Consider the following 21,404-nt stretch of genomic DNA (forward strand, 5'->3'; position numbering starts at 1 on the left):
GTTCGGGCGCTGGTGTTCGTCCTGCCCTGAAAGCGAGAAGGATGACTCGAGACATCAGGGCGCGGCGGGGCTAAGCTCATGGCAGTGCCAACGCATGAGTGGCCAGCGAGGAGACAGCCATGAAAGTTCCCGCCCTGATGGTGGTGCTGGCCCTGACGGCGGCCGGCCTGAGCGGCTGTGCCGTCGAACCCATGGCGCCGCCGCGCTCCGACGTCTTTCTGGATGCGGCCTTCAAGCCGGCCAGCATGCAGATCGACCCCGAGGCGGCGCTGCGGCTCAGCCCGGCGATGAAGCACTTCGCCGAGACCGAGATGGCCGCCGAGATCCGCAAGAAGGGCGTGCGCGACGGCCTCATCGACGCCCTCTACACCAAGGGCCGCCTGCAGCTCGACTACGACAGCGAGATCACCCGCACCGCCGGCGAGGCCTTCGACGCGCGGCGCGGCAACTGCATGTCGCTGGTGATGATGACGGCCGCATTTGCTCGCCACCTGAAGCTGCCTGTGCGCCTCAACAGCGTCTACCTCGAAGAGTCCTGGACACGCAACAACGGCATCTTCTTCGTCGCCGGCCACGTCAACATCAGCCTGGGCCGGCCGCCGAGCACGGCGCCGCGCGTGACGGTGTTTGGCGAGGCCGACCTGCTGACCATCGACTTCTTGCCGCCCCAGGAAATCCGCCGCCACCGCGCCCGCGCGGTCGAGGAATCCACCATCCTGGCCATGTTCATGAACAACCGGGCCGCCGAGGCGCTGATGCAGGGCCAGGTGGACGACGCCTACTGGTGGGCGCGCGCCGCCATCCAGATGGACTCGCGCTGGCTGGCCGCCTACAACACGCTGGCCGTGCTCTACCGCCGCAAGGGCCTGTTCGGCCCTGCCGAAAACGCCCTGCGCCTGGTGCTGGACCGCGAGCCGTTGAACGTGCAGGCCATGTCCAATCTCGTTCTCGTGCTCAGCGACCTCGGCCGGCGCGAGGAGGCGCAGGTCTGGTCCAACCAGCTCGCGCAGATCCAGCCCGTGCCGCCCTACAAGTTCTTCGACGAGGGCGTTGCGGCCATGAAGGCGGGCGAATTCGCTGAGGCCCGCCAGCTCTTCCGCAAGGAGGTGGCGCGCGCCGCCTATGTGCCGGAGTTCCACTTCTGGCTGGGCCTGGCCAGCTATGGCCTGGGCGACCTGCCCGGCGCGCGCGGCGAGATCGCCAAGGCGCTGGAGAACAGCGCCACCGTGCAGGACCGCCAGATGTATGGCGCCAAGCTGGCCTGGCTGAACGAGCTGCGCGAGCAGCAGCAACAGCAGCGGCGCCGGGAGCCGCTGACGCAGAGAGTCGGGTCCTAGATCGGCAGGAGCCCGTGCCGGGTTAAATCGGCCGGAGCCCGTGCCGGGTTAAATCGGCCGGAGCCCGTGCCGGGCTCGGGCCCGCGCACAGGCGTCATCGCCGATGCCCATGGGCGCACGTTCGCCGAACTCGCGGCATGGCGACGGCCGCCATTCGTGGATGCCGCAGCTGGCTTTCAAGCCGACTTTGCCGCTGAGGGCCGCACAGCGCGGCTGGGCGTGGTCGGTTCCGCGCAGGCGCATGAGGCGGCCGGTCAGTTCCACCGCCAGGCCGTCGGGCACACGCCCGCCTTCGCTTTCCAGCTCGCTGCGGTCGAAATCGACGCGAAAACTCGCGCAGCAGGCGCCGCAGCTCAGGCAGGGGTTGTCACTCATCTCAGCAGTGTAGGCAGCGGGTGACACTGGCCGCCATGCGCACCGCACTCATTGCCTCCTTGGTCTTCTGCATGGGTTCGGCCCAGGCTGCCGACCTGACCGTCACCGTGCTCGACCGCAGCGGCAAGCCGCTGGCCGACGCGGTTGTCCTCGTCGACAGCAGCGCCCAGGGCGCTCGCCCGGCGCCGGTCATGGAGGCCAGCGTGGCGCAAGAGAAGCTGCGCTTCGTGCCGACCATCACCGTCGTCGGCCTGGGTGCCAAGGTCAACTTCAGCAACCTCGACACCTGGGACCATCACGTCATCCTCGGCGTGATGGGCGCTGGCGGGGTGTTCGTCGACCCGGGTCAAAACACCCAGTTCCGCCTCGCCGGCCGAGTCGGCAGCCGGGCACCCGCCAGCGACAGCAAGCTGCTGAACCGCCCCGGCCCCTATCTGCTGGCCTGCCACATCCACAGCTCCATGCGCGGCCATGTCTACGTGGCCGACACGCCCTGGGCCAAGCTCGGTGGCGAGGACGGCAAGGCCGTTCTGAACGGCGTGCCCGAGGGCGCCGCGCGCGTGCGCATCTGGCACCCGGACCAGCTCGTCGACGGCACGCCGACGGCCGTGCAGATCGCCGCCGGTGGCAATGCCGTGACCATCACGACGCAGATCGCCGCGGCGCGCAAGAAGCGCTCGGCGCCCGCGGCCGACAACAACTACCCGGGCCTCTGACGCTTCGGAGGCCCATCTCGCTTACCTTGCGAAGGGATTCGCCGTCGCGAACCACAGGCCGATGCCCGTTGCGATGATGAAGGCGCCATCCGTCACGCCGACGGCCAGGAAGTACTTGGTCTGAAGCTCGGGCGCAATCTCCGGCTGGCGGGCGATGCCCTCCAGCAGCTTCATGCTGGCCATGCCGATACCGATGCAGGAGCCGAAGGCGGGAATGCCGATCAGCAGCGCGACGGCGAGAGGAAGCGAATCGAAAGCGGGCATGGTCTGAACTCCTGGTGTTGATGCCAAGGAGTCTGAAACCACGCCCGCGGCGCGTCGATGACCTGGCAAGTCATCGCCATCAGCGCATCACCACCTCAAGCCGCGGACACCTCGATGCGCCGGGGCTGCGCATGGGCCTGCTTGGGGATGCGCAGCCTCAGCACGCCGTCCTTGAGCTGGGCCTCGATGTTCGAGGCGTCGAGCTCGCGGCTCAGCGTGAACGAGCGGCGGTAGCGCGGCAGGCGAACCTCGGCGTAGACCGCCTCCAGGTTGCCCGGTGCCGCCGCGTCGACGTTGCCTTCGATGTGCAGCGTGTCGGCCTCGACACGCAGCTCGAGCTGCTCACGGGCGACGCCGGGCAGGTCGGCCAGCAGCGTGATGCCGGTGTCGTCCTCGCTCACATCCACGCGCGGCGTCAGGGCGCGCTGCGCCTCGCCATCGGCGCCGTTGCGGCTGCGGGCGTGTGCCGGCGCACGGCTGGCGCTGTTGTCGGTTTGAACTGCATTGCTCATGATGGGTCTCCTGTGTCGAAGTTCACTGGATCGTGATTCGGCGCGGCTGGGCTTCGGCCTGCCGGGCGACGCTGATGCGCAGCACGCCATCGCGGTAGCTGGCCTTGACCTGGGCGGCGTCGGCGTCGTCGGGCAGGCTGATGGCGCGGCGGAAGCTGCCGCTGAAGCGCTCGCGGCTGTAGCTGCGGGCGCCCGCCTCCTGCGGCGTGGCGGCGCGTTCACCGGCCACGGTCAGCACGCCGCGGTCGACGCTCACGTCCAGCTTGGACGCGTCCAGGCCGGGTGCGAAGGCGTAGATCTCCACGCTGGTGGGCGTGTTGCCCACGTTGATGGCCGGGAAGGTGCCGGGCGCCGTCGAGCGGATGCTCGATGGCGCGCCAAAGCCGCCGCCGAAGTGCTCATCGATCTCGCGGTGCAGGCGATCAAAGTCGGAGAAGAAGCTGGAAGGAAAGGTCCAGAGTGACGAGTACATACAAGCCTCCTTTCAAGTCGTGATGCCCAGACAGGCGGCATCAGCGCCCGAATTAAGAGCGGCTCGCGGAGTTTCAAGAGGGCTTTTTGTAAGCCCGTACGCAGGCTAGACGACCGGCTCGCGCACCACCGTGACCGTGCAGTCCGACTCGGCCACCACCTGGCTCGACACGCTGCCCAGGTAGCGCCGCAGCGCCGACGCGCCGCGCGCGCCCATGACGATGTGGTCCACGCCGTTGCGGCGCGCGAAATCCACCAGCGCATCGGCCACGTCGGGCGCCTCCAGCACATGGAAGGTGAGCCGGCCGTCGGCCAGGTTCAAGGCCTTGCTGATTGGGTGGGCCCAGTGCTTGAGGGCGATGAGCTGCTTCACGTGCAGGCTCTGGCCGTGCTGGTCGGTCAGCTCGTCGATGCCGATGCGGTTGATCTTCATGACGGCCACGCAGGCCAGGCGTGCGCCGGCTTCGGTCTGCACGATGCGGCGCACGGTCTCGCACAGCTGCGCCCGCAACTCGGGCGTGCCGCGGTCCACCTCGACCGCCGCCATGACGATGGGGCTGCGCGCCAGCTGCTCGCCGCCCGGCGCGACCGGCGTGGGCTCGGAACCGAGGGCGAAGAACCAGCGCTTGAGCCGCAGCATGGCGCCGCTGACACGCAGCTTCTCGGCCCGCGCCGTCAGCACCACGCCGGTGGGTTCGCGCAGGTCGAGCGCGAGCTGGGCGGCGCTTTGATAGCGCTTCTCGGGCTTCACTTCCAGGCAGTGCAGGATGATTTCCTGCAACCACGGCGGCAGCTCCGGCCGGATGGCGCGCGGCGGCACCGGCTCCACGTAAAGGCGACGGCGCAGGCCACGCACCGAGTCCGGCTGGCCGAACGGGCGCTCGCCAGTGGCCAGGTGGTAGAGCATCACGCCCAGCGCGAACAGGTCGCTGCGCGGGTCGCTGCGCACGAACTGCACCTGCTCCGGGCTCATGTAAGGCCCCGTGCCCATGGGCAGCGTGAACTCTTCTTCCAGCAGGTCGGGCAGCTGTTCGTGGCGGCTCAGGCCGAAGTCCACCAGCACCGCCGTGCCGTCGGGGCGGAACATGATGTTGCTGGGCTTGATGTCCAGGTGCACGACATGCTGGCGGTGCAGCGCCGCGAGCGCCGTGGCCACGCTGGCGCCGATATGGGCGACCTCTTCGGGCGGCAGCGGCGCGTCGTCCAGCCGCGGGCGCAGCGTGTCGCCGGGGATGCGCTCCATGACGATGAAGGCCTGGCGCGTCCAGTCGCCGCGGGCGACGAAGCGGGGTACATGGGGGCCGCTCAGTTGCGGCATCAGCATCTGCTCGACCTCGAAGCCGACGATGGTGGCGGGGTCTTCGCCACCCTTGATGCGCGGCACCTTCATCAGCAGTTCAATACCGCCATCAGCGTCGTCCGACCCGTCGACGCGGCTCACGCGCCACAGGTTGGCCATGCCGCCCTGGTGCAGCCGCGCCTCCAGCCGGAAGCCATCCAGCACCTGGCCCACCTCCAGCGGCGAGTGCGGCGCGGGTGTGGCGATTGTTGCGGTCATTCGCCGATGGTCAGACGGCGGGCCAGGCGCTCGACGATCTGCGGCGGCAGCGACGTGGCGCGCAGCGCGGCGCAGGCCGCATCCACGTCATAGGCCACGCGCTGGAAGGTGATGCGAGCGTCGTCGAGGTCGGACTTGGCCGGGTCCAGCAGTGCATAGCAGGCCGCCGGGTTGCCGTCGCGCGGCTGGCCGCAGGAGCCGGGGATGGCCAGCCACTGGCGGTGGCCGGGCAGCGGCATGGGCACGCCGGCCAGCGGCTTGAAGTCGCCCGCCTTGCCGGTGCCCGACAGGTGGTAGAGCATGGGCTCGTGCATGTGGCCGCAGACCTGAATGCGGGCGTTGCTGGCATGCAGGCTCTTCACCGCCTCGGAACGACCCTGCACATAGTCCCAGCCGCTGGGATCAAAGGCGTTGGCGTGCACGAACAGGACCTGGCCGGGCTCGCCATGGGCCTGCAGCGGCAGCCGGGCCAAAAAGCGCAGCTGCTCCTCGCTCAGCTGCGAGCGCGTCCAGTCGACCACGGCCCGGGCGTCCGGGTGCATGCCCGGCATGCTGCCGTGGGCGACGGCCTCGTCGTGGTTGCCCTGCACGGCGATGGCGCCGTCGGTGGCCAGGGCCATGACCTGGTCGGCCACCCAGGCGGGGTCGCCGCCGTAGCCGACGAAATCGCCCAGCAGCGCGAACCGGGTGGCGCCCTGGGCGCGGGCGTCGGCAAGAACGGCCTCGAAGGCCTGACGGTTGGCGTGAATGTCGGTGATGAAAGCCCAGCGCATAGGCCGACAGCTTGCCATGCCGCGCTGACGTTGCGCCGACAGATCAGAAACCAGTCAGATCCGCGCGTATTGCGGCGAGCGAATGGCGCAGCCCCTGCGCAGCCGCCGGGTCGCGAGAAGCCAGCGCCCCAGCCAGCCGGCGCAGCGGCTCGGCGGCGGGCTGGAAGTCGGGGCTCTGGCGCAGCACGGCCAGCAGCGGCGTGCCGACGCGGGCCAGCATGACGGCCGGGTCGGCACTGGGCATGGTGCGGCGGCCCAGGTCCAGGTAGCTGTGCCGCGCCCGTGCGTAGGCGTTCAGGCGCGGGGCGAGCTCGGGTGTGGACAGCAGCGTGGCGGTGTCGATGCTGACCCGGCCGAGCAGGTCCAGGAGCCGGTCGCGCGGCGCGGAGTCGGGCGCATAGGTGATGCGCGGCGCGCGGTAGGCCACCCAGGGGCGGTCGTCGGTGTTGATCGGCGCCTTGCCGGCCAGGCGGTGCAGTGCGGCGCTGTCGACGATGAGGCTGCCGAGCACGGCGAAGTCGTCGGCCAGACCGAAGTGCGCGGCCATTTCGGGCCGGGTCATGCCGCTTGTGAAGCGGGTGGCGCCGGCGCGGCCGATCAAGCCTACGGTGGGTGTGTCCAGGCTGTTGCTGGCCAGCAGCGCGGCACCGTCCGGGAAGGCCTGCAGGAAGGCGGCCGTGATGCTGCGCAGCGTGTCCAGATCAAGCTGGTGCAACGGCAGCCATTGGCAGAACAGGCCCTGAGGCGAGAGGCGCTCGCGCACGGCCTGAAAGTGCTCGACCGTGTAGAGCGCACCGGAGCCGCTGCGGGCAGGGTGAAAGTTGTCGGAGACGACGACGTCGTAGCGCTGCGTGGCGGTGCGCACATAACGGCGTGCGTCGGCGGTGTGCATGCGTGGTGACGGGCCATTGCCGAGATTCACGAACGCCGGGCGGAACAGCGCCGAGGCCTCGATGACTTCGGGCAGTAGCTCGACGGCGTCGACCTGCAGGCCTGGTACCTGCGCCGCCACGCCCGACGTGACGCCCGAACCGACGCCGAGAAAGAGCGCGCGCTTCGCCTCGCCATGCAGCAGCAGCGGCAGCAGGGCCTGGCGGCCATCGACAAGGACGGTGGCGCTGCTGCCCTCCTGCTGGCGGTTGTTGATGCGCAGCCGCGCCACGCCGGCCGCGTCTTCCACAACGCTGACGGCGGCCATCGTGCCATCGCGGTAGCTGAGCAGTCGGCCGCCTTCGGGCAGGTCGATGAAGGCCATGGGCGGCGCGAAGAAGGCCAATGCCGCCGTGGCGCCGGCCGGCAGCCACCAGGCCGGGCTGCGCCACGCCGGAGCCAGCAGCAGATAGCCGGCCGCGACCCCCAGCAGTGCGAGCTTGGGGCCGAGCGCCGAGGCCAGCGCCACGCCGAACAGCGGTGCCGCCGCCATCGCCCCCAGCGTGTTCATGCCCAGCGCCCGGCCGAACGGAATGCCGGCGTCGGCGGCGTCCGCACTGAGCTGGCAGAAGAGGGCGCCCATCAGCAGCGTGGGCAGGGCGAACGCAGCCAGTGCCAGCACCGCCTCGGCGGCCAGGGCTGCGGCCAGCGTCTCGGGTTGCAGTGCCGCCTTGATCGCCTCGGCGCTCCACAGCGCCGCCATGCCGAGCAGGACGCTGATGGCCAGGCCCTGGAGCAGCCGACTGGTGTTGTGCAGCCGGGGCCAGCGCGCAAAGGCTGCGGCGCCGAGCGCGGTGCCGGCCAGGTAGACGGCCAGCAGCAGCGCGAAGGTGTAGACCGTGTCCTCGGCCACCTGGCTGAGCACGCGCACGGCCAGCACTTCGTAGGCGATGCCCAGCAGGCCGGTCGCTGCCAGCATCCACAACGGGCGGTTCGATGTGCCGGGCTTGAGAGCGGTCACCGGCGCCGGTTGCAGCGCGAGGCCAGCCAGCAGCGCGCAGGCCAGGTTGAGCGCGACGCACAGGCCCGCGCTGCGCGTGAGGCCCAGCTCCGGAATCAGCCAGAACGCCGTGGCCAGCACGCCGGCCACGGCACCCAGCGTGTTGGCCGCGTACAGCGGCGCCAGCCGGGTGGTGCCGAGACGGGCCATCGCGGGCAGCGTGGCACCCATCGCCGCCGTGGCGGGCAGCAGCAGCAGGAAGCTGGCGCCGAAGGCGACGCTCCAGTGCCAGGCGGGCGCGGCGTCCGGCCCGATCAGCGCCAGCGCCGCATTGCTCGCCGCCGGCATGACCGCCATCAGCACGGCGCCCCACAGGCCGATGAGCGCCTCGCAGCCGGCATACCAGCGCAGCGGCCGGTCGCTCGCTTCGATGCGCCGGCCCAGCCACAGCGCGCCCAGCGACAGGCCGCCGAAGAAGGCCGCGACGACGGCCAGCACCGCCGCCGACTCGTGGCCCAGCACGAGGCCGAACTGCTGCGTCCAGACGACCTGATAGCCCAGCCCGGCGAAGCCGGACGCGGCCATCAGCAGCAGCGCGAGCGACCTCAAGCGTTGAAGCTGAGTGTGTAGCCCCAGCTCTCCAGCCGCGTCGGAATGGCGTTGAAGGCCAGGCTGATGCGCCGGCCACCGGCGTTGGGCGGCACGGCGTGCATCAGGTAGCTGGGGAACAGGATCAGGTCGCCGGGCGCGGGCGAGGGGCTGACCCACTTCTCGGCGTTGTAGGCCCCGGTGGCCACGCCGGCGTGGTCGTTCTTCAGCGCGAAATCATGGCCGCCGGGCGACTTCATGAAGACGGTGCGGGCCGAGTCGTGCGTCTCGGTCAGATAGACGACGCCCGACGCAAAGCTGTTGGCGTGGTTGTGCATGGCCTGGCGGCCGCCGGTGTCCAGCACGTTGACCCACATCTCCTTGATGGCCCAGCCGAGTTGCTCGCCAAACAGCAGCGCGCCGAACGCGGCGATCCTGGGTGTGAGGAGGGTGGCGGCCTGTACGAGCAGCGGGCTGTCGGCCGGCTGCAGCATGCGCGTGTGCGACAGCGCATCGGAGCTGTTGTTGGCTTCGAGGGCGCGGGTCGTGAAATGGTCCACCAGCGCGTTGACCAGCGGCAGCGGCAGCGCGCTCGGTGAGCGTTGCAGCGGGATAGGGAACAGCCCGAGAACTTCGTCCGTCATGCCAGCACCGCCGCCACGCGCAGCCACGACCAGTAGGCCGCCATGCCGCCGATACCATACAGCAGCACCGTGCGCGCCCGTTGCACCGCCGGCCAGCGTGCGCTGAGGCGCCACACGCCCCAGCAGACTCCCACGGTCATCAGCTGGCCCAGTTCCACGCCGACGTTGAAGGTCAGCAGCGCGACGAAGAGGTGGTTGTCGGGCAGGCCGATCTCCTTCAGAGCGCCGGCAAAGCCCAGCCCGTGCACGAGGCCGAACAGGAAAGCGACAAGCGCCGGCCAGCGCCGCGCGAGGGTCTCGCGCTTGTTCAGCGCCTCGCCCGCCACCAGCACGATGGACAGCGCGATGCTGGCCTCGACCGGCGCCGAGGGCAGCGTGAGCCAACCCAGGGCGCTGCTGGCCAGCGTCAGGCTGTGCGCGGCGGTGAACGCAGTGATCGTCCACACGAGCCGGCGTCGGAAGCCGACAAGGAAGAGCAGGCCGACGACGAACAGCAGGTGGTCGATGCCGCCCAGGATGTGCTCGACGCCGAGCAGCGTGTAGGCGCTGGCGATCTCGCCCATGCCGCGCGGATCGTCGGCGGCACCGTAGAGCTGCACGGCGGGTTGGGCCTTGGTCAGCGTGTAGACGCGGTTGTCGCCATTCATCCAGACGACCTTGACGATGGCGGCGGAATAGCGCTCGCCGACGCCCTTGACCGACATCGTGCCCGCCAGCCCCTGCTCGCCGCAGCGCAGCAGGTTGCCTTCAGCGCTGCAGGCCGCCGGCCAGACGGGGGTCAGGTCCTGCGTCACCGGGCGCTTTTCGCCGGCGGCCCAGGCCCAGACGAAGTCGCCGCGCTGGGTCTCGCGCAGCTGCAGCTCGGCCATGCTCATTTCATGGGCGAAGGCGGGCTGCACGGCCGCCGCCAGCGCGAACAGCAGGGCTGCGCGCCACCACGTCAGCAACCGCTTCATGGCGCCGTGGCCTCGACCTTGACGGTGTACTTTTTCGCCAGCGCCGAGACGGCGGCGCTGCGCTGTTCGGAGAGCGTCGCGTCCGTCCAGTCCTGCATGATCACGCCGCGCAGCGCCTCGAAGCTGGCGGGCCTGGCGGCGCTGCTGGCGTCCAGCTTCACCGCGTGCCAGCCTTCGCGCGATTTGAGTGCCAGCCACGGGCCGGGCGCGGCGCCTTCCAGCGACTTGGCGAAATCCTCGCCGTAGCTTTGCAGCAGGTTGCTGTGCGGCCGGCCCTTGAACACGCGCAGCCCCGCCTTGGCGTCGCCCGGCGTGCCGGTGTTCAGCGTCTCCACGAAGGCGCGTACCGCCGCCTCGCTGTTCTCGCCGGCCAGGACCGCCTCCTGGAAGTCGAAGCGGGCCGGTTCGTCGTAGCGCGCACGGCGCTTCTCGAACCAGTCGCGCAGCACTTCATCGGTGACGGGCGGCAGCTTGGTGGCGCCGTCGACCACGCTGAGCGCCTTGAAGATGACGCGCTCGCGGATGGCGGTGTCGCCCTTGTCCAGCTGCAGGGCCAGGCCCTCGCGGTAGAGCACCTCGTTGTCCAGCCACACCTTGCGCAGCGCGGCCATCTCCTCGGCGTTCGGTTCGTGGCCGCGTTTGGCCTTGAAGAGCTCGCGTGCTTCCTTCTGCACGTCGGCGGTGACGATGATTTCGTCGGACGACGCGGCGCCACGATTGACGAGGCGGTCGACGCCGAACAGCGCCGCGCCGATAAGCAGAAAGTGCAGCAGCGGCTCGCGAGCCCAGGCGGGCAGCGTGCGGTGCGAGGTGGTGGAGAGGGGGAGGGGAGGGAGGACGCTGGACATGGCGGGTGCGGTGTGAGCCCGCCATGCTAGAGATCCAACAAGTCAAAACGACGACAGCGGCAGGTCTTTCGACCCGCCGCTGTCCGGAGGCACCTCGGAGGGCTTACTTCACGCCTGCCACGGCCACCGAGCTGGCCACTTCGACATAGATCGGGTTGCTGTAGAACCAGAGGTCGGCCCAGGCGGCGATGTCATAGGAGACCGCCTTCTGGCCGGCGATCGGCGAGGCACCCGTGGCCGTGGCCAGGTGGGCCGGGCAGCCGTTGATCGTGCCCTTGTCCTGCGACCAGGTCACGCCAGCGGCAGGCTGGTTGGTGGCCACCGTCGTGCAGGGGATGCGCAGCATCGCCGTGTCGTTGGCGTTGGTGTAGACGTCGGCCAGCGGGTTGCCGTTCAGGTCCGTCTCGTAGGGCACAGCAGCCGGCATGTTGGTGCCGCGCAAGCGCACATACTGCGACGCCTGCACTGCCGGGATGCGGAAGCTCATCTTCAGGAACACCGTGTTGTCCACGCCGGACTGGACCTGCGTCCAGGCCGAGCCGCCGTTGCCGCTGAAGGTCTTCAGGATGGTGGCGGTCATGTTCTTCGCGGCGGCCGGTACGGCGGCCAGGCCGGTGGTCGTGCCGTCGGCCTTCAGCCAGGCTTCGTTGCGCGGCCATTCGCCGGCGTAGTCGGCAGCGCCGGGCGCCCTCATGCCAGTGACGAGGCCGCGGATCACGTCGACGTGGTCGAGCACCGGCTTGTTGATCGGCTGGTTGATGCCGACCTGGGCCAGCGACGGGTTGGCGAAGCTGTAGGGCGCAAAGTTCGTGCCTTCCGGATCACGCAGCACGACGGCCACGACGATCTCGGCGCCCGGGCGGACGGCGAGCTTCTCGCCCATCGTCGCGCAGCCGGCCTTGTCGATGTCGGTGGCGTTGGTGGCAGCGGCAACGGCGATGGCCTCGACTGCGGCGTTGGTGCGGGCACCGACGCCGGCGTAGGAGGCGCAAGCCACGAAAGCCAGGCGGTCGATCAGCTGGCCGGAGGCCGCCCAGACGTTGCCGGTGCGCAGGCCGTCGACGATGGGCTGCGGGCGCAGCTTGTCGGCACCGTTGCGGACGAGCACGTGCGTGCGCTGGTATTCGCCGGGGTAGAAGTCCTGCGAGGAGCGGCGGTCGTCCGGGCCGAACTGGCCGCGGTTGTGCCAGTCGGAGCTGGCGAAGAACCACCAGTTGCGGCCTTCGCCGAGCAGCGCATCCCACACGCCGCCGACCTGGGCTGCGTAAACGCCCGTGCCGCCGAAGGTGGTGCCGCCAACGGAGTCGGTCAGCACGCCGCTGATGCTGTTGCGCTTGACCTGGTACTCACCGCGGTTGTCGGACGCGCCGTGGCCGGGCTGCGACTCGAAGCCGAAGGCGACAGCCGGGGCGGCGTTGTTGAAGTTGCGCAGGTGCTCGATGTTGAAGCCGTTGTTGCCGTTCGGATTGAACGGGCCGGCGCGCTCCAGGTGGGCCGGCACGTAGTAGCTTTGCTGGCCGTGGAAGTTGGCCATCCACTTCAGCGCTTCGACGGTCTTCAGGTGGCCACGCGTGCCGACGCCGTTGCCGGTGGCGGGGATCAACTTCTGGCCGGTGGCGCTCCAGCCGAGGGCGGCGGAGGTCGAGTCGGCGCTGGCCGGATTGGCGCAGTTCCAGTTGTTGCCGGTGGCCGAGCCGGTCACGTTGCCGCGGCTGGTGTCGGTGTCGTTGCGGTCGAAGCAGTAGGACCACTGTGCCAGCGCGTTGGCGTTGCCGAGCGGCGTGTAGCCAGGTGCGGTGGGCAGCGTGACGCTGTCGACCGAGGCGGGCATCTGGCCGGTGATGACGGACATGGAGCTGTGCTCATGGCCGGCGACGACGGACTCCAGGCCGATGAACAGCGGCAGGTTCTTCTGCGCGGCGAGGTACTCGACGACGGGGTACTGGTATTCCTGCAGGGACTGCCAGCGCCACATGTTGCCGTTGCCGCCGACGCCGCCGTTGTTGCCCTTGATGTTGGCCGCGCCGATGCTGTTGGCCCAGGTGGTCGTCGGGCCCTTGCCTTCGACGAAAGGATAGGCCGGCGTGGACAGCGAAGCGTCCTCGACCAGCGTGCAGTTGCGGTTGCCCGTGCCGCCGTGGCCGGCCTGGACGAACCAGTCGAGGCCCCAGGGCGTCTCGGTCTTGTCGGTCACCTTCTTCACCAGCTTCTGCATGGAGATGGCGCCGTCCGAGCAGGTGGTGTGGTTGTGGAAGTCGCCGGACACGTACTTGCCCGGCGTCTTGCCGGCGGCGGTTGCGAGGTTGGGCGCAATGATGGCGGCGCTGCCCAGCGCAGCGACGGCGGCCAGGGCGAGCTGGCTCTTGGTAAAGAAGTGAGTCATGGAGGCTCCGGGGATGGGGACGGTCGTAAAGAGGGGGCTTGAAACCGGGCGCATGCTATGGACGGGGCGTGACCCCGGCGTGACGGTATGGCGACGGTTGCGCGGGCCGGGTGCCAAGGCCTCAGCGCAGGCCGGCGAAGTCGACGTTGAGCGTGGCGTTGACCGGTCCGGCCGATTCGAAGAGCAGGCGCAGCGCAAAGCTGCGGCCCACCTGCAGCGGCTGCTGGAGGTCGAGCAGCTCGATGTGCAGGCCGTCCTCCGTCAGCGTGAGTTCCTGACCCGCGCGGATGAGCAGGGACAGGTCTTTCGCATCAACCGGCGCGCCGGGACCGGCCAGCCTGGCCCCCGCAGCCACGGGGGTCTCGATGCCGATGAGGCGGTCGGCGGTCTGCACCTCGTCGAAGCGCATGAACAGTTTTGCCGTGTCGGCATCCACCCGCGTGGCGCGAGTCCATGGATGCCAGATGCGCATATGGCTGCTGAAGAACTCGCAGGCCGGCGCCTGGCGCGCCACCATGGCAGTGCCCAGTGCGATAAGCAGGTGGCGGCGGTGCAGGGCGGGCGGATGCATGTGGCGCGTGAAGTGAGCGAAGGCCCAGGACCATCACAGCCGCCGATGACAGCGGCGTGACGTGAATGTGGCTACGGAGCGTGCCTCGGGATCGTCACGAGCCTGTCGTCATTGCCCACCACACTGCGCCACCGCAAGACGCTGCGGCCCCGGCCGCCCCAACACTTCCAAGCTCTGGAGTTCTCGATGAAGCTCGCCACCCTCGCCCTGGCCCTCGGCCTCGCATCCCCCGCCTTCGCAGCCACGCCGCTGTCCATCGACTTTGAAAAGAGCTGGGACTACGGCACCGAAGTTGGCGACACCTACGCCGCCGCCGGCGTGACCTTCACCAATGTGCTGGGTCTGTCCAACGACGCCGACTTCACCTACTACGGCAATGCGCCGTCCCTGATGGGTGTTGCCATGGTGGATCTGGATGGGGTGTCCAACACGGCCGCATTCATGAACGTCGCTGCTGGCGTGACGGGCGGCCTGAGCTTCTTCTACTCCACGCCGACCGCCGCCGCTGGCGCGATCAAGGCGTACTCGGGCGCCAACGGCACCGGCACGTTGCTGGGCACCATCGACCTCAGCGCCAACAACTCCGGCGAGTACACGACCTGGAACAAGGCGGTCCTGAGCTTCAGTGGCACTGCTCTGTCGTTCGACCTCACCGGCACGGCCAACCTCGTCGCCCTGGACAACATCGCCGCCGTCCCGGAACCCACGAGCGTTGCCCTGATGCTCGCCGGTGGCGCCCTGTTGCTGGCCCGCCGCCGTCGCGCCTGATCGGCGATTGCCCAAAAGAAAAGCCGGCTGTTCGCAGCCGGCTTTTTTCATGGGAGTCGCGATCAGCCGATGCGGCCCAGCAGCAGGTACTCCATCAGTGCCTTCTGCACGTGCATCCTGTTTTCCGCCTCGTCCCACACCACCGACTGCGGCCCGTCGATGACGTCCGCCGCCACCTCCTCGCCGCGGTGCGCCGGCAGGCAGTGCATGAAGAGCGCGTCCGGCTTGGCGCGGGCCATCATGGCCGTGTCCACGCACCAGTCCTTGAAGGCCGCCTTGCGCGCCTCGTTCTCGGCCTCGTAGCCCATGCTGGTCCAGACGTCGGTGGTCACCAGGTCGGCGCCGACGCAGGCTTCGCGCGGGTCCTTGAAGACCTTGTAGCAACCGGCGTCCTTGATGCCCGCCACCGCCGGGTCGACTTCGTAGCCACTCGGCGTGCTGACATGCACGGTGAAGCCCAGGATTTCCGCCGCCTGCAGCCAGGTGTTGGCCATGTTGTTGCCGTCGCCCACCCAGGCCACGACACGGCCCTTGAGGCAGTCCATGTCGATGGAACCGCGCCGGTCCATGCCGCGGGCCTCGATGAAGGTGAACAGATCGGCCAGGATCTGGCAGGGGTGGTACTCGTTGGTCAGGCCGTTGATGACAGGCACGCGCGAGTGCGCCGCGAAGGCGTCGAGCTTGCTCTGCTCGTAGGTGCGGATCATGACGATGTCGACCATGCGGCTGATGACGCGCGCCGAGTCTTCCACCGGTTCGGCGCGGCCCAACTGGCTGTCGCCGGTCGTCAGGTGCACGACGGAGCCACCCATCTGGTACATGCCAGCCTCGAAGCTGACGCGCGTGCGCGTGCTGGCCTTCTCGAAGATCATGGCCAGCGTGCGGTCCTGCAGGGGCTGGTACTTCTCGTAGTTCTTGAAACGCCGCTTGATGATGCCGGCGCGGTCGAACAGGTGGGCGTATTCCTCGGCCCGAAGGTCCTTGAACTGGAGGTAGTGGCGCATCAGTGCGTCCCCCGGCTTCATGGCTTGGGTTCGGCCAGGAAGGCCTTGATCAGCGGCACGAGCAGGGCCGTGATCTGGTTCGCCTCGTCATGCGTCAGGATCAGCGGCGGCAGCAGGCGAACGACGCGGTCGGCGGTGATGCTGATCAGCAGGCCCGCTTCCAGGGCGCGGGTCAGCAGCACGCCTGCGGGGCGATCCAGCTCGACGCCCAGCATCAGGCCCTGGCCGCGGATCTCGACGAAACCGGCCACGCCGGCCAGGCCTGCGGCCAAGCCATCGCGCAGCGTCGCGCCGACCGCCTCGGCGTTGGTCAGCAGGCCGTCCTCTTCCATGATTTTCAGCGTCTCAACGCCGGCGCGCATGGCCAGCGGGTTGCCGCCGAAGGTCGTGCCGTGGTTGCCGGCCTTCAGCACGCCCGCCGCACGCGGGCCGCAGACGACGGCGCCGATGGGCACGCCCGAGCCCAGGCCCTTGGCCAGCGGCATCACGTCCGGCTGGATGCCGGCCCACTGGTGCGCGAACCATTTGCCGGTGCGACCGATGCCGCACTGCACCTCGTCCAGCATCAGCAGCAGGTCGTGCGCGTCGCAGACGCGGCGCAGCGCCTGCAGGAACTCGACACGCGCCGGGTTGATGCCGCCTTCGCCCTGGATGGTCTCCAGGAAGATGGCCGTGATATTGGGATGGGCGGCAATCGCGGCCTCGACGGCGGCCATGTCGTTGAGCGGCACGCGCACGAAACCCTGCACCAGCGGGCCGAAGCCGGCCTGGATCTTGGGGTTGGCCGTGGCCGACAGCGTGGCGATGGAGCGGCCATGGAAGGCGCCCTCGAAGACGAGGATCTCCGGCGATGTATTGCCGCGGTCGTGGCCGAACTTGCGGGCGATCTTCAAGGCCGCCTCGTTGGCCTCCAGCCCGCTGTTGCAGAAGAAGACATTGGCGAGACCCGAAAGCTCGCAGAGCTTGTCGGCGAGCTGCTCCTGCAGCGGCACGCGGTAGTAGTTGCTGCTGTGGATGAGCTTGGCGATCTGGTCCTGCAGCGCCGGCACCAGGCGAGGGTGGTTGTGCCCCAGCGTGTTGACCGCGATGCCGCCCAGCCCGTCCAGCAGTCGTCGGCCGTTCGTGTCCCAGACCCAGCAGCCCTGGCCGTGCGAAAGCGCAACGGGCAGGCGGCCATAGGTCGGCATCACATGGGCGTCAGACGGGAAGGCATCAGCGTTCATCGGGTCTCCGATTGGGTGGTGGAAAAGCGAGTTTTCGATTCTAGAGTCGATGCGCCGGCGATTGCTGCGGCGCAACAGATAGCGATGAGCCGAGGCACAATAGTCGCCTTTGGCAGCGATGCTCCGCTGTACCGCAAAGCCGACCTCTACATGACCGTTGTCCGACCGCCGCGTGAAGTCTTCATCCAGGGTGTGACGCTCGATGGACGCACCTTCCGCCCCAGCGATTGGGCCGAGCGCCTGGCCGGTGCGATGTCCAGTTTTCGGCCCGGCGGCGTGCGTGGCGGCATTGGCGCCCACATCGGCTATTCGCCGCTGTGCGTGCCCAACATCATCAATGGCGTGAAGTGCGTCATCGTCAACGAGGAACTGAAGCGCCTGGAGCCGATGGCCTGGGACTTCGTCATGAATTTCGCGCGCGACAACAACCTGCAAGTCGCCGAGGCCTGCCTTTTGCCTGACGGGCCGGATGGGCCGGGCGACAAGCCGGGTGCCTGATCCCAATCCTTAACGACATAGCGACATTCCCATGCCGCAGCGGTGCGACGCGCCGTTATCCTCGCCTGCTACCTTTTGACACAGGCCGATGAACCTCAGCGCTACTGCCGTCCCGATGCCTGCGTCCGCAGCAAGCCCGGCAGAGGCGCGGCCGACGATGACCGGCGTCTGGGTGCTGCTGCGCGGGTTATCTCGCGAAAGCGGCCATTGGGGTGTCTTCCCCGAGCATCTGCTGCGCGAACTGCGCACGCTGCAACCCGGTTCGCAGGTACTGTCGCTGGACCTGCCCGGAACCGGCACGATGCGCCGCCAGCCCAGCCCGACGCAGGTGTCGGCCATCGTCGACGCATGCCGCGCCGAACTGCAGCGCCGGGGCGTCAGCGGGCCGATGTCCATCGTCGGCATGTCGCTCGGCGGCGCTGTGCTCAGCGACTGGGCCAGCCGCTACCCCGCTGAAGTCGAGGCCGGGGTGCTCATCAACCCCAGCCTGCGACCCTTCAGTGAACTCTTTCGCAAGACGCGGCCCCTGAACTACCTCGGCCTGGCGCTGCTGTCGCTGAGCCGCTTCAGCGCCCGGCTGCGCGAGGAGCGCGTGCTGATGATGACGACGCGGCTCACGCCGCCCCAGGCCGTCATCGACCGTTGGCTGGAACTGCAGCGCCAGCACCCGCTGGGTGTACGCAACACCGCGCGGCAATTGCTCGCCAGCGTGCGCTACCGCGCCAGCCGCACTCGCCCGGCGGCGCCGATGCTGCTGCTATGCAGCAAGGCTGACAGCCTGGTCGACTGGCGTTGCTCACAGGCCATCAGCCGCGCCTGGGGAGCGCCGCTGCGCATGCACACCAAGGCTGGCCACGACCTGCCGCTGGACGATCCGCAATGGGTCGCCCGCGCCGTGGCGGAGTGGCTGCGTGACCGCAGCATCCAGGGCGTAGGGCCGGGCGAGTGGCATTGAGCACGCCCCTCGCTCAGTCCGCCCCGCTGAACGCGGGCGGCCTGATCGGTCCCCCGAGGGGACGGCGATGCTTGCGGCATTGAGCCGCGCGCACATCGCCTAAGGCGGGCCGGCTTGGGAGCGGCCCGGCGCTCGGCCCGCAACTCAATGCAAAAGGCCCGCAGAGCGGGCCCCAAAAACAAAAAGCCCGCTTTCGCGGGCTTTCGGCTTTGCACCAGAGCTGGTTTGTTCTATCAGGCGGCGAGCGCCTTGATCTTGGCGGACAGGCGGCTCTTGTGGCGAGCGGCCTTGTTCTTGTGGAAGATGCCCTTGTCGGCGACCGAGTCGATGACAGCTTGGGCATTCTTGAACAGGTCAGCGGCCTTGGACTTGTCGCCCGCAGTCACTGCCTTTTGCACGTTCTTGACGACCGTGCGGAATTGGGAGCGCAGAGCCGTGTTGGCTGCATTGAGCTTGGCGTCCTGGCGGACGCGCTTCAGGCCCGATGCAAGGCGGACGGTCTTCTTTTTGGCTTTGGAGCTGGTTGCCATGCTGTGTCTATACCCAGTTGGTGCAAAGACAGCGAGTATAGCCCGGAATCAGGGTTGAAGCCAAGCACCCGGCCGGAGTTTCAAAAGAGACGCGATTCTCCACACAGATAATCCGTCGCATGAATCTGCTGCGCGCTGCGTCAACCATTTCCCTGCTGACCCTGACCTCGCGCATCACCGGCCTCGTCCGCGAAACCATGGTGGCCGGCCTGTTCGGTGCCACGGCGATGACGGATGCCTTCCTCGTCGCCTTCCGCATTCCCAACCTGCTGCGCCGGCTGTTTGCCGAGGGCGCCTTCTCCCAGGCCTTCGTGCCGCTGCTGGCCGGAACAAAGGCGACTGAAGGCGACGAAGCCACACAGCGCCTCATCGACGCTGTGGCCACCGTGCTGCTCTGGGCCCTGGTGGCAACTTCGGTACTCGGCGTCGTTGCGGCGCCGCTGCTGGTCTGGCTGCTGGGGTCGGGCCTGCCTGGCGACGCCTTCGACGCCTCGGTCGTCATGACACGCGTCATGTTTCCCTACATTGGTTGCATGTCGATGGTGGCGCTGTCGGCCGGCATCCTGAACACGTGGCGCCGCTTCGTCGTGCCGGCGATCACACCGGTGCTGCTCAATCTCAGCGTCATCGCCGTGGGTTGGGCGCTGGCCGGGCCGCTTGAGCGCGCCGGTTACCCCGGCATCTATGCAATGGCCATGGGTGTCATGCTTGGCGGCGTGCTGCAACTTGTGGTGCAGTGGCCGGCGCTGCGGGCTATCGGCGCGATGCCGCGCATGCGCCTGAGCTGGCGCGGCTTCCAGGAATCGCGCGCCAATCCGGGGGTCGGCCGCGTCATCCGCGGCATGGGCCCGGCGCTGCTCGGCGTGGGTGTGTCGCAGCTGTCACTGATGATCAACACGCAAATTTCCAGCCATTTGGCCGAGGGCGCCACGTCCTGGCTGAACTATGCCGACCGGCTGATGGAGTTCCCCATCGGCCTGCTCGGTGTGGCGCTCTCCGCTGTGCTGACGCCGCAGTTGTCTGCCGCCCAGGCTTCGGGCGCCAGCGAGCGCTATAGCCGCCTCCTAGACTGGGGCCTCCGGATGGTGATGCTGTTGGCCTTGCCCTGTGCCGTGGCGCTGCTGGTCTTCGCCACGCCGTTGACGACTGTGCTCTATCACCGCGGGGCCTTCACCGCGACCGATGTGAGCCACACGGCGGAGTCGGTCATGGGCTGGGGCGTGGGCCTGCTTGGGTTGGTGGCCATCAAGGTGCTGGCACCGGGCTTCTATGCTCGCCAGGACACCGGCACGCCAGCGAAGATTGCCATCGCCGTGCTGGTGCTGACGCAGTGCTTCAACCTCGTCTTCGTGCCCCAGTTCGGCGTCGCCGGGCTGGCGCTGTCCATTGGTGTGGGCGCCCTGGTCAACGCCGGCTGGCTGCTGTGGGGGCTCAGAAGGCTGGGCAGCTACCGCCCGGAACCGGGCTGGATGAGCTTCACCCTGCGCGTTGGCCTGGGCTGCGCGGCCATGGGCCTGCTGCAATGGCAGTTGGCCACGCGGCTGGACTGGATCGCGCTGGGCGCGCATGAGATGCAGCGTGCCCTCGTGATGGCCGCCAGCCTGGGCGGCAGTGCCATCGTCTACTTCGCCGTGCTGCTGCTGGCCGGCATGCGGCCCAAGGCCCTGGGCCGCCCGAGCTGATGAAGTACGCCGCGCCTACCCCGCTGGACTACTTCGCCACGCTGGTGGCCGAGGAGGAGAGCCTGAACCTGCTCGAAGCCGCCATCAGCCTTGCGCAGGATGAGCATCCGCAGCTTGACGTGCAGGCCTCGCTGGCCCAGGTGGACGCCTTCGCGCGTCGGCTGCGCGAGCGCATCACGCCCGAGACGGCGCCGCCGGAGCGCCTGCGCCTGCTGACGCGCTTCTTCCACGGCGAGCTGGGTTTCGCTGGCAACCTGAACAACTACTACGCTGCGGAGAACAGCTTCATCCATCGCGTGCTGGAAACGCGGCGCGGCATCCCGATCACGCTGGCCCTGCTGCTGCTGGAGCTGGGCGAGCAGGCCGGCCTGCGCATGGCGGGCGTGGCTTTCCCCGGACACTTCCTCGTCAAATGCCGCATCGGCCTGGGTGAGGTCGTCATCGATCCATTCACCGGCGAGGCGCTGTCGGCCAGTCGGCTGGACGAGCTCCTGGCTGTCTACCGCCAGGGCAGCGAGCTGCCGAACGACCTGGAGCTGCCGCTGGAGTTCTTCCTGCGCGCCGCCACCAAGCGCCAGATCCTCGCCCGCATGCTGCGCAATCTGCGTGAAGTGCACCGCGCCGCTCATGATTGGCCGCGCCTGTTGGCCGTCCAGCAGCGTCTTGTCGTGCTGCTGCCGAATGACGCCGCCGAGCGGCGCGACCGTGGACTGGCGCTCCAGGCTGTCGGGGCACATGCCGCCGCCGCCGAGGACCTGGCTTTCTACTTGGCTGAATGCGGCGACGCGCCCGATGCCGACGCGCTGCGCAGGCGTCTGGCCGTGCTGCTCGAACAGCGCCCGCGCCCGCTTCAGTGACAATCCGCGCCCTCGCCAGCT

General features: G+C 68.8%; 22 protein-coding genes. 7 read left to right on the forward strand and 15 right to left on the reverse strand.

Annotation, left to right across the window (positions count from 1 at the left end; all coding sequences use genetic code 11):
• Positions 1–119 precede the first annotated feature (119 nt).
• Positions 120–1,337 (forward strand): tetratricopeptide repeat protein, encoded by a 1,218-nt coding sequence (locus tag AC0IZJ_RS01860; RefSeq protein WP_471846065.1) that lies wholly within the window; start codon positions 120–122, stop codon positions 1,335–1,337.
• A 48-nt stretch (positions 1,338–1,385) separates the two neighbouring features.
• Here AC0IZJ_RS01860 and AC0IZJ_RS01865 read toward each other — a convergent pair whose 3' ends face one another.
• Positions 1,386–1,712: a YkgJ family cysteine cluster protein gene (locus tag AC0IZJ_RS01865; RefSeq protein ID WP_471846067.1), complete on the reverse strand. Its 327-nt coding sequence runs from the start codon at positions 1,710–1,712 to the stop codon at positions 1,386–1,388.
• A gap of 35 nt (positions 1,713–1,747) precedes the next feature.
• On the opposite strand from AC0IZJ_RS01865, the gene AC0IZJ_RS01870 reads away from it, so the two are divergent.
• A complete protein-coding gene (locus AC0IZJ_RS01870) occupies positions 1,748–2,428 on the forward strand; it encodes a cupredoxin domain-containing protein (protein ID WP_471846069.1) in 681 nt (226 codons plus the stop codon).
• Between the two features lie 21 nt (positions 2,429–2,449).
• Here AC0IZJ_RS01870 and atpE read toward each other — a convergent pair whose 3' ends face one another.
• The 11 genes from atpE to AC0IZJ_RS01925 form a co-directional block, all read right to left on the reverse strand.
• Positions 2,450–2,692: a F0F1 ATP synthase subunit C gene (atpE, locus tag AC0IZJ_RS01875; protein ID WP_471846071.1), complete on the reverse strand. Its 243-nt coding sequence runs from the start codon at positions 2,690–2,692 to the stop codon at positions 2,450–2,452.
• A 95-nt stretch (positions 2,693–2,787) separates the two neighbouring features.
• Positions 2,788–3,204, reverse strand: a complete 417-nt coding sequence (locus AC0IZJ_RS01880; protein WP_471846074.1) for an Hsp20/alpha crystallin family protein — start codon at positions 3,202–3,204, stop codon at positions 2,788–2,790.
• A 22-nt stretch (positions 3,205–3,226) separates the two neighbouring features.
• Complete coding sequence (locus AC0IZJ_RS01885) at positions 3,227–3,676, reverse strand: Hsp20/alpha crystallin family protein (protein ID WP_471846076.1); 450 nt, start codon at positions 3,674–3,676, stop codon at positions 3,227–3,229.
• A 105-nt stretch (positions 3,677–3,781) separates the two neighbouring features.
• On the reverse strand, positions 3,782–5,233 hold the full coding sequence (locus AC0IZJ_RS01890; protein ID WP_471846078.1) for a protein kinase domain-containing protein: 1,452 nt from the start codon (positions 5,231–5,233) through the stop codon (positions 3,782–3,784).
• Positions 5,230–6,006 carry a metallophosphoesterase family protein gene (locus AC0IZJ_RS01895; protein ID WP_471846080.1) on the reverse strand — a complete coding sequence of 259 codons (777 nt, stop codon included), beginning with the start codon at positions 6,004–6,006 and terminating at the stop codon, positions 5,230–5,232. The genes AC0IZJ_RS01890 and AC0IZJ_RS01895 overlap by 4 nt, the downstream gene beginning before the upstream one ends.
• A gap of 43 nt (positions 6,007–6,049) precedes the next feature.
• Positions 6,050–8,485, reverse strand: coding sequence for a spermine/spermidine synthase domain-containing protein (locus AC0IZJ_RS01900; RefSeq protein ID WP_471846082.1), 2,436 nt, complete (start codon positions 8,483–8,485; stop codon positions 6,050–6,052).
• Entirely contained in the window at positions 8,482–9,108 is a 627-nt protein-coding gene (locus AC0IZJ_RS01905; protein WP_471846084.1) for a putative 2OG-Fe(II) oxygenase, read from the reverse strand. The genes AC0IZJ_RS01900 and AC0IZJ_RS01905 overlap by 4 nt, the downstream gene beginning before the upstream one ends.
• Positions 9,105–10,064: a HupE/UreJ family protein gene (locus AC0IZJ_RS01910; RefSeq protein WP_471846086.1), complete on the reverse strand. Its 960-nt coding sequence runs from the start codon at positions 10,062–10,064 to the stop codon at positions 9,105–9,107. The genes AC0IZJ_RS01905 and AC0IZJ_RS01910 overlap by 4 nt, the downstream gene beginning before the upstream one ends.
• Positions 10,061–10,912, reverse strand: coding sequence for a peptidyl-prolyl cis-trans isomerase (locus AC0IZJ_RS01915; RefSeq protein ID WP_471846088.1), 852 nt, complete (start codon positions 10,910–10,912; stop codon positions 10,061–10,063). The genes AC0IZJ_RS01910 and AC0IZJ_RS01915 overlap by 4 nt, the downstream gene beginning before the upstream one ends.
• Positions 10,913–11,015: 103 nt before the next feature.
• On the reverse strand, positions 11,016–13,295 hold the full coding sequence (locus AC0IZJ_RS01920) for a hypothetical protein (RefSeq protein ID WP_471846090.1): 2,280 nt from the start codon (positions 13,293–13,295) through the stop codon (positions 11,016–11,018).
• Positions 13,296–13,416: 121 nt separating this feature from the next.
• Entirely contained in the window at positions 13,417–13,866 is a 450-nt protein-coding gene (locus tag AC0IZJ_RS01925; RefSeq protein WP_471846092.1) for a copper chaperone PCu(A)C, read from the reverse strand.
• A gap of 186 nt (positions 13,867–14,052) precedes the next feature.
• Between AC0IZJ_RS01925 and AC0IZJ_RS01930 the strand changes: the two genes are divergently transcribed.
• Positions 14,053–14,634: a PEP-CTERM sorting domain-containing protein gene (locus AC0IZJ_RS01930; RefSeq protein ID WP_471846094.1), complete on the forward strand. Its 582-nt coding sequence runs from the start codon at positions 14,053–14,055 to the stop codon at positions 14,632–14,634.
• A 62-nt stretch (positions 14,635–14,696) separates the two neighbouring features.
• Here AC0IZJ_RS01930 and argF read toward each other — a convergent pair whose 3' ends face one another.
• The gene (argF, locus tag AC0IZJ_RS01935; protein ID WP_471846096.1) at positions 14,697–15,659 is read right to left on the reverse strand and encodes an ornithine carbamoyltransferase; all 963 of its coding nucleotides are present in this window, start codon (positions 15,657–15,659) and stop codon (positions 14,697–14,699) included.
• A complete protein-coding gene (locus tag AC0IZJ_RS01940) occupies positions 15,656–16,861 on the reverse strand; it encodes an acetylornithine/succinylornithine family transaminase (RefSeq protein ID WP_471846098.1) in 1,206 nt (401 codons plus the stop codon). The genes argF and AC0IZJ_RS01940 overlap by 4 nt, the downstream gene beginning before the upstream one ends.
• A 150-nt stretch (positions 16,862–17,011) precedes the next feature.
• Here AC0IZJ_RS01940 and AC0IZJ_RS01945 point away from each other — a divergent pair, with 150 nt between their 5' ends.
• Both AC0IZJ_RS01945 and AC0IZJ_RS01950 read left to right on the forward strand, forming a co-directional pair.
• Entirely contained in the window at positions 17,012–17,359 is a 348-nt protein-coding gene (locus AC0IZJ_RS01945) for a DUF3579 domain-containing protein (protein WP_471846100.1), read from the forward strand.
• A gap of 115 nt (positions 17,360–17,474) precedes the next feature.
• Positions 17,475–18,314 (forward strand): alpha/beta fold hydrolase, encoded by an 840-nt coding sequence (locus AC0IZJ_RS01950; RefSeq protein ID WP_471846102.1) that lies wholly within the window; start codon positions 17,475–17,477, stop codon positions 18,312–18,314.
• Between the two features lie 233 nt (positions 18,315–18,547).
• Here AC0IZJ_RS01950 and rpsT read toward each other — a convergent pair whose 3' ends face one another.
• The gene (gene rpsT, locus AC0IZJ_RS01955) at positions 18,548–18,844 is read right to left on the reverse strand and encodes a 30S ribosomal protein S20 (protein WP_056270726.1); all 297 of its coding nucleotides are present in this window, start codon (positions 18,842–18,844) and stop codon (positions 18,548–18,550) included.
• A gap of 119 nt (positions 18,845–18,963) precedes the next feature.
• Between rpsT and murJ the strand changes: the two genes are divergently transcribed.
• Both murJ and AC0IZJ_RS01965 read left to right on the forward strand, forming a co-directional pair.
• The gene (murJ, locus tag AC0IZJ_RS01960; RefSeq protein ID WP_471846105.1) at positions 18,964–20,526 is read left to right on the forward strand and encodes a murein biosynthesis integral membrane protein MurJ; all 1,563 of its coding nucleotides are present in this window, start codon (positions 18,964–18,966) and stop codon (positions 20,524–20,526) included.
• A complete protein-coding gene (locus AC0IZJ_RS01965; RefSeq protein WP_471846107.1) occupies positions 20,526–21,383 on the forward strand; it encodes a SirB1 family protein in 858 nt (285 codons plus the stop codon). Before murJ ends, AC0IZJ_RS01965 begins: the two co-directional genes overlap by 1 nt.
• The last annotated feature ends 21 nt before the right edge of the window (positions 21,384–21,404 follow it).

The sequence above is a fragment of the Roseateles sp. AC306 genome (assembly GCF_979253795.1).

Excerpts from the sequence above, each read along its gene's own strand:
- murJ (WP_471846105.1), top strand. The coding sequence starts at position 18,964 with ATGAATCTGCTGCGCGCTGCGTCAACCATTTCCCTGCTGACCCTGACC.
- AC0IZJ_RS01885 (WP_471846076.1), bottom strand. The coding sequence starts at position 3,676 with ATGTACTCGTCACTCTGGACCTTTCCTTCCAGCTTCTTCTCCGACTTT.
- AC0IZJ_RS01930 (WP_471846094.1), top strand. The coding sequence starts at position 14,053 with ATGAAGCTCGCCACCCTCGCCCTGGCCCTCGGCCTCGCATCCCCCGCC.
- AC0IZJ_RS01890 (WP_471846078.1), bottom strand. The coding sequence starts at position 5,233 with ATGACCGCAACAATCGCCACACCCGCGCCGCACTCGCCGCTGGAGGTG.
- atpE (WP_471846071.1), bottom strand. The coding sequence starts at position 2,692 with ATGCCCGCTTTCGATTCGCTTCCTCTCGCCGTCGCGCTGCTGATCGGC.
- AC0IZJ_RS01870 (WP_471846069.1), top strand. The coding sequence starts at position 1,748 with ATGCGCACCGCACTCATTGCCTCCTTGGTCTTCTGCATGGGTTCGGCC.
- AC0IZJ_RS01920 (WP_471846090.1), bottom strand. The coding sequence starts at position 13,295 with ATGACTCACTTCTTTACCAAGAGCCAGCTCGCCCTGGCCGCCGTCGCT.
- AC0IZJ_RS01945 (WP_471846100.1), top strand. The coding sequence starts at position 17,012 with ATGACCGTTGTCCGACCGCCGCGTGAAGTCTTCATCCAGGGTGTGACG.
- rpsT (WP_056270726.1), bottom strand. The coding sequence starts at position 18,844 with ATGGCAACCAGCTCCAAAGCCAAAAAGAAGACCGTCCGCCTTGCATCG.
- AC0IZJ_RS01910 (WP_471846086.1), bottom strand. The coding sequence starts at position 10,064 with ATGAAGCGGTTGCTGACGTGGTGGCGCGCAGCCCTGCTGTTCGCGCTG.
- AC0IZJ_RS01925 (WP_471846092.1), bottom strand. The coding sequence starts at position 13,866 with ATGCATCCGCCCGCCCTGCACCGCCGCCACCTGCTTATCGCACTGGGC.
- AC0IZJ_RS01950 (WP_471846102.1), top strand. The coding sequence starts at position 17,475 with ATGCCTGCGTCCGCAGCAAGCCCGGCAGAGGCGCGGCCGACGATGACC.
- AC0IZJ_RS01880 (WP_471846074.1), bottom strand. The coding sequence starts at position 3,204 with ATGAGCAATGCAGTTCAAACCGACAACAGCGCCAGCCGTGCGCCGGCA.
- AC0IZJ_RS01865 (WP_471846067.1), bottom strand. The coding sequence starts at position 1,712 with ATGAGTGACAACCCCTGCCTGAGCTGCGGCGCCTGCTGCGCGAGTTTT.
- AC0IZJ_RS01965 (WP_471846107.1), top strand. The coding sequence starts at position 20,526 with ATGAAGTACGCCGCGCCTACCCCGCTGGACTACTTCGCCACGCTGGTG.
- argF (WP_471846096.1), bottom strand. The coding sequence starts at position 15,659 with ATGAAGCCGGGGGACGCACTGATGCGCCACTACCTCCAGTTCAAGGAC.
- AC0IZJ_RS01905 (WP_471846084.1), bottom strand. The coding sequence starts at position 9,108 with ATGACGGACGAAGTTCTCGGGCTGTTCCCTATCCCGCTGCAACGCTCA.
- AC0IZJ_RS01940 (WP_471846098.1), bottom strand. The coding sequence starts at position 16,861 with ATGAACGCTGATGCCTTCCCGTCTGACGCCCATGTGATGCCGACCTAT.
- AC0IZJ_RS01895 (WP_471846080.1), bottom strand. The coding sequence starts at position 6,006 with ATGCGCTGGGCTTTCATCACCGACATTCACGCCAACCGTCAGGCCTTC.
- AC0IZJ_RS01860 (WP_471846065.1), top strand. The coding sequence starts at position 120 with ATGAAAGTTCCCGCCCTGATGGTGGTGCTGGCCCTGACGGCGGCCGGC.
- AC0IZJ_RS01915 (WP_471846088.1), bottom strand. The coding sequence starts at position 10,912 with ATGTCCAGCGTCCTCCCTCCCCTCCCCCTCTCCACCACCTCGCACCGC.